Origin of the sequence: Bacillus sp. YBsi01, assembly GCF_038406745.1 — a bacterium.
Taxonomy (GTDB): domain Bacteria; phylum Bacillota; class Bacilli; order Bacillales; family Bacillaceae; genus Bacillus; species Bacillus siamensis.
This window is the reverse complement of sequence record NZ_CP151679.1, coordinates 272,982-287,351: the sequence shown is the minus strand read 5'-3', so window position 1 is coordinate 287,351 and position 14,370 is coordinate 272,982. Positions and strand designations below refer to the sequence as shown.

Here is a 14,370-nt window from a genome sequence, read left to right as displayed (position 1 = left end):
AATCAAGTTCGCCAACAGTTTGCCAACAACTTGCGAATTTGATAAACCGGCTTTATTAAGAGAAAGTAAAAAACCCTTGCTACGCAAGGGTTTCGGCTATGATTCCGACTGGGCTCGAACCAGCGACCTCTACCCTGTCAAGGTAGCGCTCTCCCAGCTGAGCTACGGAATCATGATATGTATGTGTTGCTGGGTATGTTGTTGTCTCTCTGACATTTATAATTATATATCCTGATTTCTCATTCGTCAACACTTTTTTTATCTAAAATAAAAAAGGGCGCGTCGCAAAATTGGCGGCGCCCTTTTCGTTTATGATCTGACTTTGGCGGGAGTTATTTTTTTCAATGCCTGTTTGAAGTCGCGTTCTAAATCTTCGGCGTTTTCGACTCCGACGCTCAGGCGCAGAAGGCCGTCTGTGATGCCGCGTTTTTCCCTCTCCGCTTTCGGCATGGCGGCATGCGACATAGTTGCAGGGTATGAGAGAATGGATTCAACGGCGCCGAGGCTGACCGCAAATACCGGAAGAGATACATTTTCGACCAGCTTTTTGACGGCTTCTTTGCTTTCCAGTTCAAAGGACAGGACGGCGCCCGCTCCGCTTGCTTGCCGTTTATGGGTATCGGCTCCCGGGTGTCCGGCAAGGCCGGGATAGTAAACGTTTTTGACGGCGGGGTGCCCGTCAAAAAAGGCAGCCAGCCGTTCAGCCGTCCGGCTCGCTTTTTCCAGTCTGACCTGCAATGTTTTTAAGCCTCTCAATACGAGCCAGCAGTCCTGAACGCCGAGCACCGCTCCAAATGAGTTTTGCAGCTTATACAGCTGATTGCCGAGCTCTTCATCCTTGACGACGGCAAGGCCTGACAGCACATCGCTGTGGCCGCTTAAAAATTTCGTCGCGCTGTGAAGCACGATATCTACGCCGAGATCAAGCGGCCGCTGCAGTGCAGGCGTCATGAAAGTGTTGTCAAGGTATGTCAGACAGCCGTGTTCTTTTGCCAGCTCGACGACGGCTTTAATGTCCGTGATGCCGAGCGTCGGGTTTGACGGTGTTTCCATATAGATGGCTTTCGTATTCGGCCGGATGGCGCGGGCAACCGCTTCTGTGTCCGTCATATCGACAAAAGTGTGTTCGATTCCGAAACGGGACAGCACTTCTGTCACCATGCGGAATGTTCCGCCGTACACATCCTCCGTGACGAGAACATGGTCGCCTTGGGATAAGAGCAGAAACGCCGTCGAAATCGCCGCCATTCCGGAGCTGAAAGCAAAACCTCTCGTTCCGCCTTCAAGACCTGCGATCGTTTCTTCAAGCGCTGTTCTTGTCGGTGTGCCGGAGCGGCTGTAATCATATGTCCCGAATTCTTCAAAGGACGACTGATGAAATGTGGAAGCATGCTGAATCGGCACGCTGACGGCTCCTGTAGCTCCGTCAGTTTTAAATGGATTGTGCACGAGCTGGGTTTCCAGCGTCCAATTTTGATTACTCATATGACACGGCCCCCTCTTTTACTTGCTGTAACGCCTGCTTTACATCCCGCTTCAAATCTTCTGCATGTTCAATTCCCACTGAAAATCTCAGCAGGCGGTTGCAGACGCCGTTTGCGATACGGATATCTTCCGGAATGTCCATGTGCGTCTGTGTCGCGGGGTATGTAATAAAGCTTTCCACCCCGCCGAGACTTTCTGCGAAACAGATCGTTTTCAGCGCCTTTAAAAACGGATTGACCCATTCCTCTTTTTGCAGCCGGAAAGAAAGCATTCCGCCTCTTCCGGGATATAACACGTCGGCGATTTCTTCTTCCTGTTCTAAAAATTCTGCAAGTTCACGGGCGTTTTCTTCATGACGCTGCATTCTGAGCCCGAGTGTTTTCATCCCTCTCATTAAAAGCCACGAATCAAATGGCGGGAGAACGGCTCCGATCGCATTTTGGTGATTAAACATGATGTCGCCGAGCTCTTCATCCTTTACGACAGCAAGACCGGCAAGGAGATCATTGTGCCCGCCTAAATATTTTGTGGCACTGTGAATGACGATATCGGCTCCCAGTTCAAGCGGGCGCTGGATGACCGGGGTATAAAACGTATTATCGACAATCAAGAGCAGGCCGGCTTCTTTCGTAATCCGGGCGATTTTTTCAATGTCCGCCTCCTGCATTAACGGGTTTGTAGGCGTTTCAACAAATACCGCTTTCGTGTTTTCCGTTAATTTGGAGCGTAAACAGTCTTCATCGCTGAAATCATCGTAAATAAAGCTTAAGCCGTATTTTCTCCATTCATTTTCAAACAAACGGTATGTGCCTCCGTATAAATCGGAGGATACAATCAATTCATCCCCGCTTTTAAATAAAGCCATAATCGTTTGAATGGCTGCCATTCCCGAGCTGAAAGCAAAGCCTCTCGCACCGTTTTCCAACACGGCGATAGCGTCTTCAACGAGCTGGCGTGTCGGGTTTTTCGTGCGCACGTAATCAAAACCTGTAGATTCTCCTATTCCTCTATGCCGGTAAGCGGTGGACAGATAAATCGGCGGACTGACCGTTCCTGTTGCTTCTTCGCTTCTATTTCCAATTTGGGCTAATTTTGTTTCAACATGCTGCGTCATCAGTAAGCACCATCCTTTTCAAAAATAAAAAAGCTCCCTCTTCATAAGAAGAAGGAGCTTTTCTCTTCCTCTTATCTTCCAAGCATGTGAATCGCTTGCTGGATTTAGCACCTTGGCACTTTGCCTTCCCGCGGCAAAGCAAACCGGTTGCTGAGGTTTCAAAGGGCCAGTCCCTCCACCTCTCGTGATAAGAATATTGTTTTGTATTTTCTGATTGTTCTATATTAACGCACTATAAAATGGATTTCAACAACTTTTTAATTTTCTGAACTCTCGCAAGAAGTGCATCTGAAGAAAGAAATTTCTAATAATTCATGGTACAATAGGGAAAAACCATCAAGACAAGAAGCGGCCTGGAGGAATGCGAAGTGGCACCGAAAACCGGAATCATTCATGAGAAAAACCTTTTCTCTCATGAGCTTGAAGAAGAAATGACCGTTTTGGTCTACCTGCCCAACACTTACTCTCCCCTGTATAAATATCATACGGTCATCGCCCAGGACGGCCATGATTATTTCAGATTAGGGAGGATCGGGCGGCAGGCGGAAGAGCTCATGTCAAAAGGGGAAATTGACCGCTGCATCATTATCGGCGTCCCATATAAAAATGTGCGGGAGCGAAGAAACACATACCATCCCGAAGGCTCTAAGTTCGCCTCATATAAACGGTTTATCGCAAATGAGCTCGTTCCTTTTATCGACAAAGAATACCCGACTTATCAAGTCGGATACGGCCGCACCATGATCGGGGATTCCCTCGGCGGAACCGTCTCGCTCATGACGGCGATTGACTATCCGAACATGTTTGGAAACGTCATCATGCAGTCTCCGTATGTTGACGGGCACGTGCTGGATGCCGTCCGGCAGTCGGAGGATCTCAAACAGATATCCGTTTATCATCAAATCGGAGAAAAAGAAACCGCTGTCCACACGACGGACGGCCAGGTGCTTGATTTCACCGCGCCGAACGAAGAGCTCAAACAGCTGCTGGAAAGCAAACAGTCTGAATACACGTATGAAACCTTTGACGGGGATCATAAATGGACATACTGGCAGCCGCTCATCACGCCGGCGCTGAAAAAAATGCTGTAACCATTCATTAAGGAGGGAACTTTCATGAAATACGGTATTGTTTTATTTCCATCAAAAAAATTACAGGATCTCGCAAATTCGTACCGGAAACGCTACGACCCGAGCTACGCGCTCATACCGCCGCATCTGACGGTAAGAGATCCGTTTGAAGCGACAGAACAGGAAATCGAGCAGATCGTATCACAGCTGAGACAGACAGCGAAAGAGTCGCACCCGCTCGTTCTGAAGATCACAAAATACAGCTCGTTTTCTCCTGTGAATAATGTGATATATATGAAAGCGGAGCCGACGGAGGAATTAAAATCTCTGAGTGAGAAATGCTACTCAGGAGCATTGTCCGGTAAGCCGGAATACAGCTTCGTTCCGCATGTCACGGTCGGCCAGAAGCTGTCGTCAGATGAACATTCCGACGTACTCGGACAGCTGAAAATGCAGGACATTTCCCACGAAGAAGTCATCGACCGTTTTCACCTGCTCTATCAGCTGGATAACGGCTCATGGACTGTGTACGAAACATTTTTATTAGGCGGAGGAGAATAACTGTTTGGAAGCCATCGTTGCAAAAACTGAAAAACATCTGAACGACGCTTTTTTCGTCAGAAAAGAGGTCTTTGTTAAAGAGCAGCACGTTCCGGAAGAAGAGGAAATTGATCAATTCGAAGACGCGTCAGAGCATATTGTCATTTATGACGGCGGTCAGCCGGTCGGAGCCGGCAGATGGCGCTTGAAAGACGGGCGCGGAAAATTAGAGCGTATCTGCGTGATGAAAAGCCACCGCTCTCTCGGTGTCGGAGCCATCATGATGCAGGCGCTTGAAAAAGCGGCGGCCGCCCAGGGCGCCGGCAGCTTTATCTTACATGCGCAGACGCAGGCGGTTCCGTTTTATGAAAAACAAGGGTACCGCGTCACATCCGGCGAAGAATTTCTTGATGCCGGCATCCCCCACCTGGAAATGATAAAGGAACACAAATGATAAAATCAAAAGCACTTCTGTTGATATGGCAGGAGTGCTTTTTTTATGAAAATATTACTTTTTCATGAATTTAATTGAATTTTATGGAAGGTTGATGTATGTTTAGTATACGAAGTATTACAATTCATACAAAAAATACAATTCACACAACGGAGGGATACACATGACAGCACCTAAAGGAAAGCATATATTCGGGACCGTTAAAGTTGGCACAAAAGGCCAGATTGTCATTCCTAAAGAAGCAAGAGATGTTTTTGATATAAATCCCGGGGACTCACTGCTTATGCTCGGGGATGACCAGCAGGGTATCGCACTTGTAAAACAAGAACTCTTTTTCGAGTTTGCAAAAGATATTTTAAACGCTAAGCAAATTGACGCAGATGGCGAGGATGAGTAAATGCACGCGATTGAGCTGAAGCAATTAACGAAACATTATAAAGAAACCGCCGCCGTTGACCGCCTTGATTTTTCAGTTGAAAAAGGAGAATTTTTCGCTTTACTCGGTGAGAATGGAGCCGGAAAAACGACATTAATCAGCATGCTTTGCGGCCTCCTTTCTCCGGATGAAGGTGATGCATCAGTGCTCGGCTTCAGCATTTTGACTGATTTGGATAAAATTAAACCGAAAATGAATATTTCTCCGCAGGAAACAGCCATTGCCCCTCATTTAACCGTGCGGGAAAACTTAGAGTTTATAGCCGGAGTCTATGGAATTTCCAAAAAAGAAGGAAAAAAAAGAACGGATGAGATGCTCGAATTGTTTCAATTAAAAGAGAAAGAAAGAGCAAAAACAAAAACATTATCAGGCGGAATGCAGCGCCGGCTCAGCATCGCCATGGGTATGATTACAAAGCCGGATATTTATTTCTTAGATGAGCCGACATTAGGGCTGGACGTCCGTTCACGCCGCGAGTTGTGGAAAAATCTTGAGGCATTAAAGGGAGACATGACGATTATTTTAACGACACACTATTTAGAAGAGGCCGAAGCCCTGGCAGACCGTATTTGCATTTTAGAAAATGGGACATTAAAAGCACTGGGTACGGCAGAGGCTCTGAAAAAGCAAACTCATTCAGCCACATTTGAAGATGCCTTTTTAGCGATTTGTGACGGGGAGGCGGGTCTTTATGCTTGATTTCGCCATACGCAACCGCAAAGAGATTTTTCGTGATCCCCTATCTATCATCCTTGGAATCGCACTGCCTGTTATTCTATTGTTACTGTTTACGGCGATTGAGAAAAATGCGCCGCTTGACACCTTTAAAGTCCAGCATTTAGCACCCGGACTCATTGTTTTCGGCTTTGCTTTCCTTACGATGTTCTCTGCATTGCTGATCGCAAAAGACAAACAGACCGCTCTTCTGACCCGTTTGTTTGCTTCCCCTTTAAAAACAGCCGATTATGTTGTCGGTTATACACTGCCGATGCTGCCCTTAGCCGTTTTACAAATTGTCATTTGTTTTACCGCAGCAGCGGCGGCCGGTTTATCAGCCGAATGGATCAATCTTCTCGCCGGTATCGCTGTACTGCTGCCGATTGCGATGATGTCTGTTTTCTTCGGTTTATGTTTAGGTGCTGTGTTTACGGACAAACAAATTTCGGGTATCGGAACGATTTATATAACACTCGTACAATTTCTGGGCGGAGCTTGGATGGATGTCAATCTGCTCGGTGAGACGTTCAAACATATCGCTTATGCCTTGCCGTTTATCCACTCGATCGAGCTGGCCCAGGAAGTCATCTCCGGAGATTATTCTTCATTTCATCAGCATGTTTGGCCGATAGCGGGATATGCCGTTTTGGCGCTTGCACTTGCTTTCCTCAGTTTTATAAAAATCAGGAAGAGATAAAAAAAGCCGGCACTCCGTAATGGGAGCGCCGGTCTTCTTTATTGCTTTTCTTTCAGGAGACTTATCGTATGAGGCAGCAGACGGTCATCCCCCGGACTGCCATGGCCCGGAACGACAATGCTGATGTCTTGATATCTTTTCATCACTTTGCGGACGGCTCGCGGCCAGTGGTCCGGGTAAAACCCAGGAGTAGGCACGATTTCCTTTGTTTCTAAAGACTTGATTAAACATCCGCCGAATAAGAGCTTATCCTGAGGCAGCCAGACAGTCATATTGTCTTCCGTGTGCCCTTTCCCCGGATAAAACGTTTCAACTTTCATATCGCCAAACTGCAGCTTGGTCACGTTTTTCAAATCTCCGAGCGGCCGGTCATATCCCTGCTGCCGGGCGAAGTCGGCTGTCAGCTTCGTGCTGTGCACCTTTACGCCGTATGTATACAGGGTGTTCAGCCCGCCGATGCGATCGTCATGGGCGTGTGTCACAATGGCATCGGTCATCTTTTTACCGGGAAACTGCTGTTTTATTTTTGTCATTAATTGCTCTGTGAGACTGTCATTCCATGGCGTATCAATCAGTACGATTCCTTTGGATGTCTCAAGGAGCAATCCGTTCGCAGGGACGGGACTTCCGTCTGCCATGCCGGTGCTTGTATGCATCCAAACATGCGGCGCCAGCTGTGTGAGAGTGACATCTTTTGCTGCGGAGCCCGCCTCTGCGTGCGCCGGTTTCATTCCGGCAATAAAGAGGCTGAATAAAAATAACCCCGCGATGAATAATGTAAACCTTCTCAAAAAAATCATCTCCTTCTTCACCTTTTATATATACGACTCAAAAAAACCCGGATATTTTCCGGGTTTTTCACACGTATTGATTAATCAATCGGCCTTTTCCCATAATTTGCGGCAGACGGGAAAGAGAGCGCTTACGTTTTTCCTCATGTACGTTCTTTTCTGCGGCTGCGGTGTTTTCCTGGCGGCGCTCCACCTCTCTGTACCTCCTGTCATTGGCGAGGGCGGCCGCTTTCGTAATGCCGGCGTAATCAGGCCTATAACCCGCTATCCGGTTTGCGTATTGAGTATACTGCTGGTTTTGAATCCGTCCTGCATAAATCATATGTACCCCTCCCCTTCGCTTTTCATTTCCCTTAATCTTACTTTTTGAAACGCGGTTCTTTTGTTATGATATTCTTTGTCTATCAAATGGATGAACACCTTTTAATGGGAGGACCCCTTTTTGAAATGCGCCCGACTGAATAACCGAACGATACATTTACATACATATTCTAGAGAACATTACCAATTCCTTTTTGAAGAAGCTCAGAAAGGAAATATTTTTTGCGCACATTGTGACCAGCCCGTCTTCATGCGGCTTTCGATTTTAGAGAAGCCGGCGTTTTATCACCGGCAAAAGGGAGACTTTACCGCTTGTGAAAAAGCATGCGCGGCCAAGGAGCCAAAAGCGGAGAAGGAAAAGGAAGAGTATAAGGAAGCCGGCATGTTCCGTCTGCCGAAAGGAAAAGCGATTTCAGAGAATCCGAAACCAATCGTCTCAGAATGGAAAAGCCCGAAAAAAGTGCCTGCAGCCGAGCCGTTTTCACCAATATCTGAAGCAGCTGATACATCGCTGTTTCCCGGTATCGGACTGAACCGTGAACAGATGCGGGCAGTCACAGAAACCGACGGGCCCCTGCTGGTGCTCGCCGGAGCGGGAAGCGGAAAAACGAGGGTGCTGACAGCCCGCGCCGCCCATATGATTGAACATCTCGGCATTTCACCTGAGAACATGCTGCTTGTGACCTTTACGACAAAAGCCGTCGCCGAAATGAAAGAGCGGATGGCGACTGAATACGGGCTGGCAGCCGGCAAAGTCTCCCGTCTCGTGACGGGAACATTCCACAGCTTTTTCTATAAAATACTCTATCATTTTGATTCTTCAAAATGGAACGGCAGCCAGCTTCTAAAAATGGAATGGCAAAGAGAGCAATATGTGAAAAAGGCGCTCTATGAAGAACATTTGGATGAAAAAGAGTTTCCCGTCGACCAGGCGCTTCAGCTTATCGGCTGCTGGAAAAACACGTACCTCCCCCATGAGACAATTCCGCTTGCGGATGACTGGGAGAAAAAAGTATACAGGCTCTATGAACATTATGAACGGCAAAAACGGGAAAATCGCCAGTTTGATTTTGATGACATGGCCCAAGGCTGTTATGAGCTGTTAAAAAGCCGGCCTGATATTCTCGCACAGTATCAAAACAGATTTTCTCATATTTTGATTGATGAGTTTCAAGATATTAATCCTGTACAGTATAAAATTATGCAGCTGATCGCAAGCCCAGAGAATAACCTGTGCTGCGTGGGGGATGACGACCAATCCATTTATGCGTTCCGCGGAAGCAGCCCGTCTTTCATCCTTGATTTTCAGAAAGACTATCCGGCAGCAACAACCATTTACTTAACGGCAAATTACCGCTCGCCGCATCCGATTGTCTCAAGTGCTCATACCGTCGTAAAGAAAAATAAAAAACGGTATGAAAAAACACTTTCTGCCGTCAAAGACAGCGCTCACGATCCCGTGATGTTTTATCCTTACGATGAGGAAGAAGAAGCAACCATGATCGTTTCGGATATAAAAGAGAAAATTCAAAACGGGGCGAGCCCTGGCGATTTTGCCGTGCTTTACCGGACAAACAGCGCCGGGCGGGCCATTTATGAAAGACTGCATCAATCATCAATCCCTTACCATGCCGACAGGGGCGTGCAGACGTTTTACAGCCGCAGAATCGTCCGGCAGATCCTCGCCTACTTATACGCGAGCCAGAACGAGGATGATACGGATGCAGTGAAAGATCTGCTTCCGGCCTTATTTTTAAAGCAATCCGCCCTGCAAACGCTAAAGGCGCTGTCAATCACAGAAGATTGCACGATGATTAAGGCGCTGACGAAACTTCCTGACCTGAAGCCGTTTCAAATAGGGAAAATCAAGCAGATCGTTCCGTTTTTCGCCAGCATCCGGACAATGAAGCCTGTTGAAGCCATCACCTTCGCCGAAAGCAAAATGGGCTTTTCCGAGTATTTAAAAAAACGGGGCAATGAAGGAAACAAGCTGGAAAAAGGCTCTGATGATCTCCGGGATGTCAAAGTGGCCGCCAAAAAATTTAAAACCATTCCGGATTTTCTTGCGCATGTCGATCATATGCGCGCCGCCGAGAATCTGAAAACCGATGAAAACGGCGTCGAACTGATGACCATTCACCGCTCAAAAGGTCTTGAATTCAATACGGTCTATATTTTAGGCGCGGCTGACGGCTCGATCCCCCATGACTTCGCGCTTGAGACGGCGAGACAGGGCGATCCCGCTCCGCTCGAAGAAGAAAGACGGCTTCTGTACGTCGCAATGACAAGGGCCATGCAGCATTTATATGTATCATGTCCCGCGAACAGACGGGGGAAAACAGCGCGCAGTTCAAGATTTCTCGAGCCTCTTCTTCGGACGGACAGACGGAGCGCACTCAGAATATAAAGAGCCCGGCAGATCACTGCCGGGTTCTTCTCACATAAAAAGGCCTTCAATAAGGCCGGCTGACGCCTATTTTTTGTCCATCATTTTAGAAATGGTGCCAAAATCAAGTTTCTCTTTACCGCTTGTAATCGATTGAACGATTTTGTCTTCCAATTCTTTCGGTACACGTTTGTTAGCCAGCTGGGATACCTTCTGAATGACACCTCTCACCGTGTTTTCATCTTTGAAATTTGCATTTTGCAATGATCCCGCGAGGTTCATGACATCCTTCATGCTGACGCCTGTTTTCTTCTCAATATTTTTAAAAAATTGATTATCCATGTTGTGCCTCCTTTTTGTGGAGTAATACGATATTGTATGAACAAAGGGCGGAACATGTGCCCGTAAGACAACGGGAAATTCCGCATACCCCGTTTTCATACATCAGGCAAGCACGGGAACGATCCCGCGCTTATCCTGGGTCTAGCTAAGGTTTAGCCGAAAAAGGATGCACCGACAATGATCAAGAGGATGAACAATACGACAACAAGAACAAATGTTGAGCCGTAACCGCCTCCGACATAGCCGCCACCGTATCCGCCGCAGCCGTAGCCGTAGCCGCCTCCGAATCCGCCATATCCGAATCCCATACTTAAGCACCTCCTTTACTCTCTATACTCTATGTGATGAGACTTGTTTGGCTTGGATAAATGCATAGGGCCGGTGCGGATTTCATTTCATTTTATTGAGAATGCTCATTTTTCTTCAGTTTGGCTTCGGTTTCAGCGGCAAACACATCTATCCATTCCTCGAAGCGCAAACCGGCTTCATCAAACTCTGACAGCTGCTTTTCAATAGATAAGATATGTTTGTTATGCTCCCGCTGATTTTGATTGTGTCTGCGGTATTTTCCATTGATCAACGATTCAAATATATTCATAACATCCCCTCCTCCTATGATCTATGCGGAACAGGGACCGGTGTTCGGCAAAAAAACAAAAAAACCGGAATCCCCGGTTTTTTTAGAAAACGGCTATCTCGGTTTTTTCTTTTGGCCGCAGCCGCAGCCTTTCTTTTTAATTTTTTTTTCGTAAGGCTGGTACTCAGTGGATTTGTATGGAGTTTTTTGGGAAGGTTTGCTTGATTGATTCATGTTGATCCTTCCTTTCCTTATGTCATATATACCATTTTATGCAGAAAATAATGGTAAGTTGCTGATGGAACCGCCTTATTCCTGAAGAAGACGCGAAACCGCAGCTTCAATGATCCCCGCCGCCCCGGCTATGGCTAAAAGTAAAATCAGCCATTGCGCAGCCTCGGGAATCACAATCTGCGCCGCAATTAAAAAGGCGGCGCACCATACGCCCGTACACCAGTAACAGCTGAGCAGTTCACCGATAAAAGCCCTGATGCCTTTTCCTTTTATGACAATATAGGTTTCTGTCGTGCCGTCTGGTGCGGTTTCTGTTTTTTCCTCGTGAAAAAGGCTCCGGAGCGGCGCCATTATGGTGTCAAATACGAAAAGCCTGGCCAGCCGAAAAACGGCAAACGATAACAGAATAAATGAAAGCCAATTGATAACCACCTGTTCACTCCTTTTTAAAACTTGACCTCATAATATATATGCGAAAACCCTGTTCTTCATGAATCGCACCTTGTCCGGGAAAAAAATAGGTGCGGTTTAGTTGTTTTTCTTATTCCGCTCGGCGTTTCATTTGCATTATATAAAGTATGAATGAGAAAGGAGTGAAGGTTATGTCGTTTGAAGAAAATGTTGAAACACTGCAACCGCAAATATTCGAACAATTATCCAACGAATTCGAGCAGAAGATCGAAGTGATTGATTGCGAAAATGTCACAGTAGATACAACACATATAACGGCCGCTCTTTCTATACAAGCCTCAGTTACTGCGGCGATTATCCTCGCGACACAGCTCGTGATCGCAGATGAAGACACAGCCGACCAAATGGTAACCGAACTGCTGATCCTGGATGATTGCCAAATAAAAAAGAGGACCGTCATTCAAGTTCTGAACAGCCGCAATGTCAAAATCACACTGGCAGCAGACGATATCATGGCCTTTGTACAAATTTTGTTTCAATTATTAAATGTACTTTTTGCTGAACTAGACATCCTTTAACTCTTTCTATTCAAATTTTTAAAAATAGAGGTGAGAACAAATGGCAGACAACGAAAAAATCAAAAAAGAACTCGAAAATCTACCAGAAGTGGACCCGCTTTTAAAAGTGCTTGTCAGTAATGTCTTCAAAAAACACGGCGTAACAAAAGATAAATTACGGGAAATACCTGACGAAGAAAAAGAAATGCTGATCGCTTTAGTCAAAGACATGCAAGCGAAATCAGAAGCTTTTCTTGAAAGCCAGAAACAGAAAAAAGAGCAGGAAAAAGCACAAGAGCAGCAGAAAACTCCGCAAACCCGCAGAGAACAATTAATCGAACAGCTCCGGCAAAGACGCCAAAATCCCGGTCAATAACTAAAAAATAGTGATTTTTATCAGGATATATGCCTGAGTCAAAGTAAGGGGCCGGCTCATTTAATAATAGTAAAAGAAAAGGAGGAATAGATATGGAAAGCAGACCATACTCTTGGGTTGCACTTGATCCTGAATGCGAACATCCGCGAGAAGAAAAAGAAGAAAAAGAAGGCAGAAGATGCAGTGTTTGCTGTAACGGAAACGGATTCGGCGAAGATAACGCCTTCCTTGACCAAGACCTGGCCCAAGCGAACATCAACAAACAAGTTTCTGAAGAAGCGATTATTATCAGAGATTCTTGCGACATTAACGTGACATCGACAGACGTTCAGGCAGTCACTTCCGTTGTAACAGCGCTTAATGCAGCAGTCGTAACGGCTACTCTCACTTCAATCGCTGACGGAGTCATCGCTGAATTGGTCGCACAAGACTTACTGCAGCTGACAGCTAACAAACAAATCAACCGCCAAAAATTACTCATCGAAAACTCCCGCGGCGTAAACGTGACAACAGTAGATGCCGATATCGCAACGCTGATCTCAACAGCGACAAATACACTGGTTGCCATCTTAGTCATCACTCTCGTCCTCTAAAAAGAAAAGCAGAGCTAAAAAACGCTCTGCTTTTTCTTATTTTCTCCGCATATGATGAATATATAGACGTTCACCCACACCAAGTGAGGCTCGCGTACATATGTTGTTAAAGACAAAAGTCAAATACCCTAAAAGAAGGAGCTGAAATCCATGAGCTGCGGAAAACACCATGGCCGAGATGAAAATTGTGTATGCGATGCAGTCGAGAAGATTTTAGCAGAACAAGAGGCTGTTGAAGAACAATGCCCGACTGGATGCTATACCAATCTGTTAAGCCCGACGGTTACCGGTAAAGATACCATCCCGTTTCTCTTGTTTGATAAAAAAGGCGGTTTGTTCTCCACATTCGGGAACGTCGGAGGATTTGCGGATGACAGCCAGTGTTTCGAGTCTATTTTCTTCCGGGCAGAAAGAGTTTGCGATTGCTGCGCGACGCTTTCAATACTGCGCCCCGTAGATGTGCACGGCGACACCCTCAGCGTCTGCCATCCTTGTGATCCGGATTTCTTCGGTTTAGAAAAAACAGATTTTTGCATTGAAGTTGATCTGAGCTGCTTCAGCGCCATTCAATGCCTTTCACCCGAACTTGTCGACCGGCCTGAGCCGCACAAAGAGAAAAAGCATCACGGATAGTCATTGATTCGCATCTTTTCTAAAGAGGAATCCCCTTCCAACTTTCTATTACAGATGCAATCATCAGCCCGCCCGGACGCCCGGGCGGCTGACTCTCCGATATCGTTTAATCCGGTGCCATTTAAAACGTGAAGTCAGGAGGGAAATTATGAGCAAGAATACAACATACTGTGTGCGTGAAGCGGTGGAAAATATTGAGGACCTGCAAAATGCGGTTGAGGAAGATTGCCCGGCCGGATGCTATTCCAACCTTTTATCGCCGGGTTTTTCATTAGGCGATACAGTGCCGTTTGTGCTTTTCACTTCTAAATCATCGCCGTTTATCGCTTTCGGAAATGTCGGCGAGCTGGATAACGGTCCGTGCTTTAATACTCTTTTTTTCAGAGTTGAAAGAGTCTGTGACGGCTGTGCCACATTAAGCCTGCTTATTGCTTTTGACGAACATAAGCACATCCTTGATTTTACAGATAAAGATTCTGTCTGTGATGTATTCCGTTTAGAAAAAACAAACTATTGCGTTGAAGTCGATCTTCACAGCTTCTGCGCCATCAATTGCCTTAGCCCGAGATTGCTGAACCGCACACATTCTTAACCGAAAAGCATAAAAATAAGCTGCCGGAGTAAAGAATTCAGGCA

19 protein-coding genes, 1 tRNA gene, 1 pseudogene and 1 riboswitch are annotated in these 14,370 nt (G+C 46.3%); of the genes and pseudogenes, 12 read left to right on the top strand and 9 right to left on the bottom strand.

Annotation, left to right across the window (positions count from 1 at the left end; genetic code table 11):
* Window positions 1–99: 99 nt before the first annotated feature.
* The 3 genes from AADZ70_RS01595 to AADZ70_RS01585 form a co-directional block, all read right to left on the bottom strand.
* Window positions 100–172, bottom strand: a tRNA-Val gene (locus AADZ70_RS01595).
* 137 nt (window positions 173–309) lie between these two features.
* Window positions 310–1,485 (bottom strand): cystathionine beta-lyase, encoded by a 1,176-nt coding sequence (metC, locus tag AADZ70_RS01590; protein WP_095240928.1) that lies wholly within the window; start codon window positions 1,483–1,485, stop codon window positions 310–312.
* Window positions 1,478–2,599 carry a methionine biosynthesis PLP-dependent protein gene (locus AADZ70_RS01585; protein WP_095240929.1) on the bottom strand — a complete coding sequence of 374 codons (1,122 nt, stop codon included), beginning with the start codon at window positions 2,597–2,599 and terminating at the stop codon, window positions 1,478–1,480. Before AADZ70_RS01585 ends, metC begins: the two co-directional genes overlap by 8 nt.
* Before the next feature lie 68 nt (window positions 2,600–2,667).
* A riboswitch (SAM riboswitch) is annotated at window positions 2,668–2,793 on the bottom strand.
* Between the two features lie 174 nt (window positions 2,794–2,967).
* On the opposite strand from AADZ70_RS01585, the gene AADZ70_RS01580 reads away from it, so the two are divergent.
* From AADZ70_RS01580 to AADZ70_RS01555, 6 genes are all read left to right on the top strand, one after another.
* Window positions 2,968–3,690 (top strand): esterase family protein, encoded by a 723-nt coding sequence (locus AADZ70_RS01580; protein WP_064777850.1) that lies wholly within the window; start codon window positions 2,968–2,970, stop codon window positions 3,688–3,690.
* A 24-nt stretch (window positions 3,691–3,714) separates the two neighbouring features.
* Window positions 3,715–4,230: a YjcG family protein gene (locus AADZ70_RS01575; protein WP_045925353.1), complete on the top strand. Its 516-nt coding sequence runs from the start codon at window positions 3,715–3,717 to the stop codon at window positions 4,228–4,230.
* Window positions 4,231–4,234: 4 nt separating this feature from the next.
* Entirely contained in the window at window positions 4,235–4,663 is a 429-nt protein-coding gene (locus tag AADZ70_RS01570) for a GNAT family N-acetyltransferase (protein WP_342007595.1), read from the top strand.
* A 163-nt stretch (window positions 4,664–4,826) separates the two neighbouring features.
* Window positions 4,827–5,060 carry an AbrB/MazE/SpoVT family DNA-binding domain-containing protein gene (locus AADZ70_RS01565; protein WP_016938192.1) on the top strand — a complete coding sequence of 78 codons (234 nt, stop codon included), beginning with the start codon at window positions 4,827–4,829 and terminating at the stop codon, window positions 5,058–5,060.
* Window positions 5,061–5,798, top strand: coding sequence for an ABC transporter ATP-binding protein (locus AADZ70_RS01560; protein ID WP_064777848.1), 738 nt, complete (start codon window positions 5,061–5,063; stop codon window positions 5,796–5,798).
* Window positions 5,791–6,513 (top strand): ABC transporter permease, encoded by a 723-nt coding sequence (locus tag AADZ70_RS01555; RefSeq protein WP_342007594.1) that lies wholly within the window; start codon window positions 5,791–5,793, stop codon window positions 6,511–6,513. The genes AADZ70_RS01560 and AADZ70_RS01555 overlap by 8 nt, the downstream gene beginning before the upstream one ends.
* Before the next feature lie 38 nt (window positions 6,514–6,551).
* Here the strand turns inward: AADZ70_RS01555 and bla are convergent, their stop codons facing one another.
* Both bla and AADZ70_RS01545 read right to left on the bottom strand, forming a co-directional pair.
* Window positions 6,552–7,304, bottom strand: a complete 753-nt coding sequence (bla, locus tag AADZ70_RS01550; protein ID WP_342007593.1) for a subclass B1 metallo-beta-lactamase — start codon at window positions 7,302–7,304, stop codon at window positions 6,552–6,554.
* Window positions 7,305–7,371: 67 nt separating this feature from the next.
* On the bottom strand, window positions 7,372–7,626 hold the full coding sequence (locus AADZ70_RS01545) for a hypothetical protein (RefSeq protein WP_342007592.1): 255 nt from the start codon (window positions 7,624–7,626) through the stop codon (window positions 7,372–7,374).
* Window positions 7,627–7,746: 120 nt separating this feature from the next.
* On the opposite strand from AADZ70_RS01545, the gene AADZ70_RS01540 reads away from it, so the two are divergent.
* On the top strand, window positions 7,747–10,032 hold the full coding sequence (locus tag AADZ70_RS01540) for an ATP-dependent helicase (protein ID WP_099745148.1): 2,286 nt from the start codon (window positions 7,747–7,749) through the stop codon (window positions 10,030–10,032).
* Window positions 10,033–10,098: 66 nt separating this feature from the next.
* Here AADZ70_RS01540 and AADZ70_RS01535 read toward each other — a convergent pair whose 3' ends face one another.
* From AADZ70_RS01535 to AADZ70_RS01520, 4 genes and pseudogenes are all read right to left on the bottom strand, one after another.
* Complete coding sequence (locus AADZ70_RS01535) at window positions 10,099–10,353, bottom strand: stage VI sporulation protein F (protein WP_016938198.1); 255 nt, start codon at window positions 10,351–10,353, stop codon at window positions 10,099–10,101.
* A 152-nt stretch (window positions 10,354–10,505) separates the two neighbouring features.
* Window positions 10,506–10,610 (bottom strand): annotated as a pseudogene (locus AADZ70_RS01530) (YjcZ family sporulation protein); the annotation flags it as partial.
* A gap of 143 nt (window positions 10,611–10,753) precedes the next feature.
* Window positions 10,754–10,951, bottom strand: coding sequence for a hypothetical protein (locus AADZ70_RS01525; protein WP_327813931.1), 198 nt, complete (start codon window positions 10,949–10,951; stop codon window positions 10,754–10,756).
* A gap of 288 nt (window positions 10,952–11,239) precedes the next feature.
* On the bottom strand, window positions 11,240–11,596 hold the full coding sequence (locus tag AADZ70_RS01520; protein WP_015388440.1) for a DUF1360 domain-containing protein: 357 nt from the start codon (window positions 11,594–11,596) through the stop codon (window positions 11,240–11,242).
* Between the two features lie 170 nt (window positions 11,597–11,766).
* Here AADZ70_RS01520 and AADZ70_RS01515 point away from each other — a divergent pair, with 170 nt between their 5' ends.
* The 5 genes from AADZ70_RS01515 (at window position 11,767) to cotZ (ending at window position 14,326) form a co-directional block, all read left to right on the top strand.
* On the top strand, window positions 11,767–12,153 hold the full coding sequence (locus AADZ70_RS01515; protein WP_342007591.1) for a spore coat protein: 387 nt from the start codon (window positions 11,767–11,769) through the stop codon (window positions 12,151–12,153).
* A gap of 40 nt (window positions 12,154–12,193) precedes the next feature.
* Window positions 12,194–12,508, top strand: coding sequence for a hypothetical protein (locus tag AADZ70_RS01510; protein ID WP_016938203.1), 315 nt, complete (start codon window positions 12,194–12,196; stop codon window positions 12,506–12,508).
* Between the two features lie 92 nt (window positions 12,509–12,600).
* The gene (gene cotX, locus AADZ70_RS01505) at window positions 12,601–13,101 is read left to right on the top strand and encodes a spore coat protein CotX (RefSeq protein WP_016938204.1); all 501 of its coding nucleotides are present in this window, start codon (window positions 12,601–12,603) and stop codon (window positions 13,099–13,101) included.
* A 150-nt stretch (window positions 13,102–13,251) separates the two neighbouring features.
* On the top strand, window positions 13,252–13,734 hold the full coding sequence (cotY, locus tag AADZ70_RS01500) for a spore coat protein CotY (RefSeq protein ID WP_016938205.1): 483 nt from the start codon (window positions 13,252–13,254) through the stop codon (window positions 13,732–13,734).
* Window positions 13,735–13,882: 148 nt separating this feature from the next.
* Entirely contained in the window at window positions 13,883–14,326 is a 444-nt protein-coding gene (cotZ, locus tag AADZ70_RS01495; RefSeq protein ID WP_016938206.1) for a spore coat protein CotZ, read from the top strand.
* Window positions 14,327–14,370 lie beyond the last annotated feature (44 nt).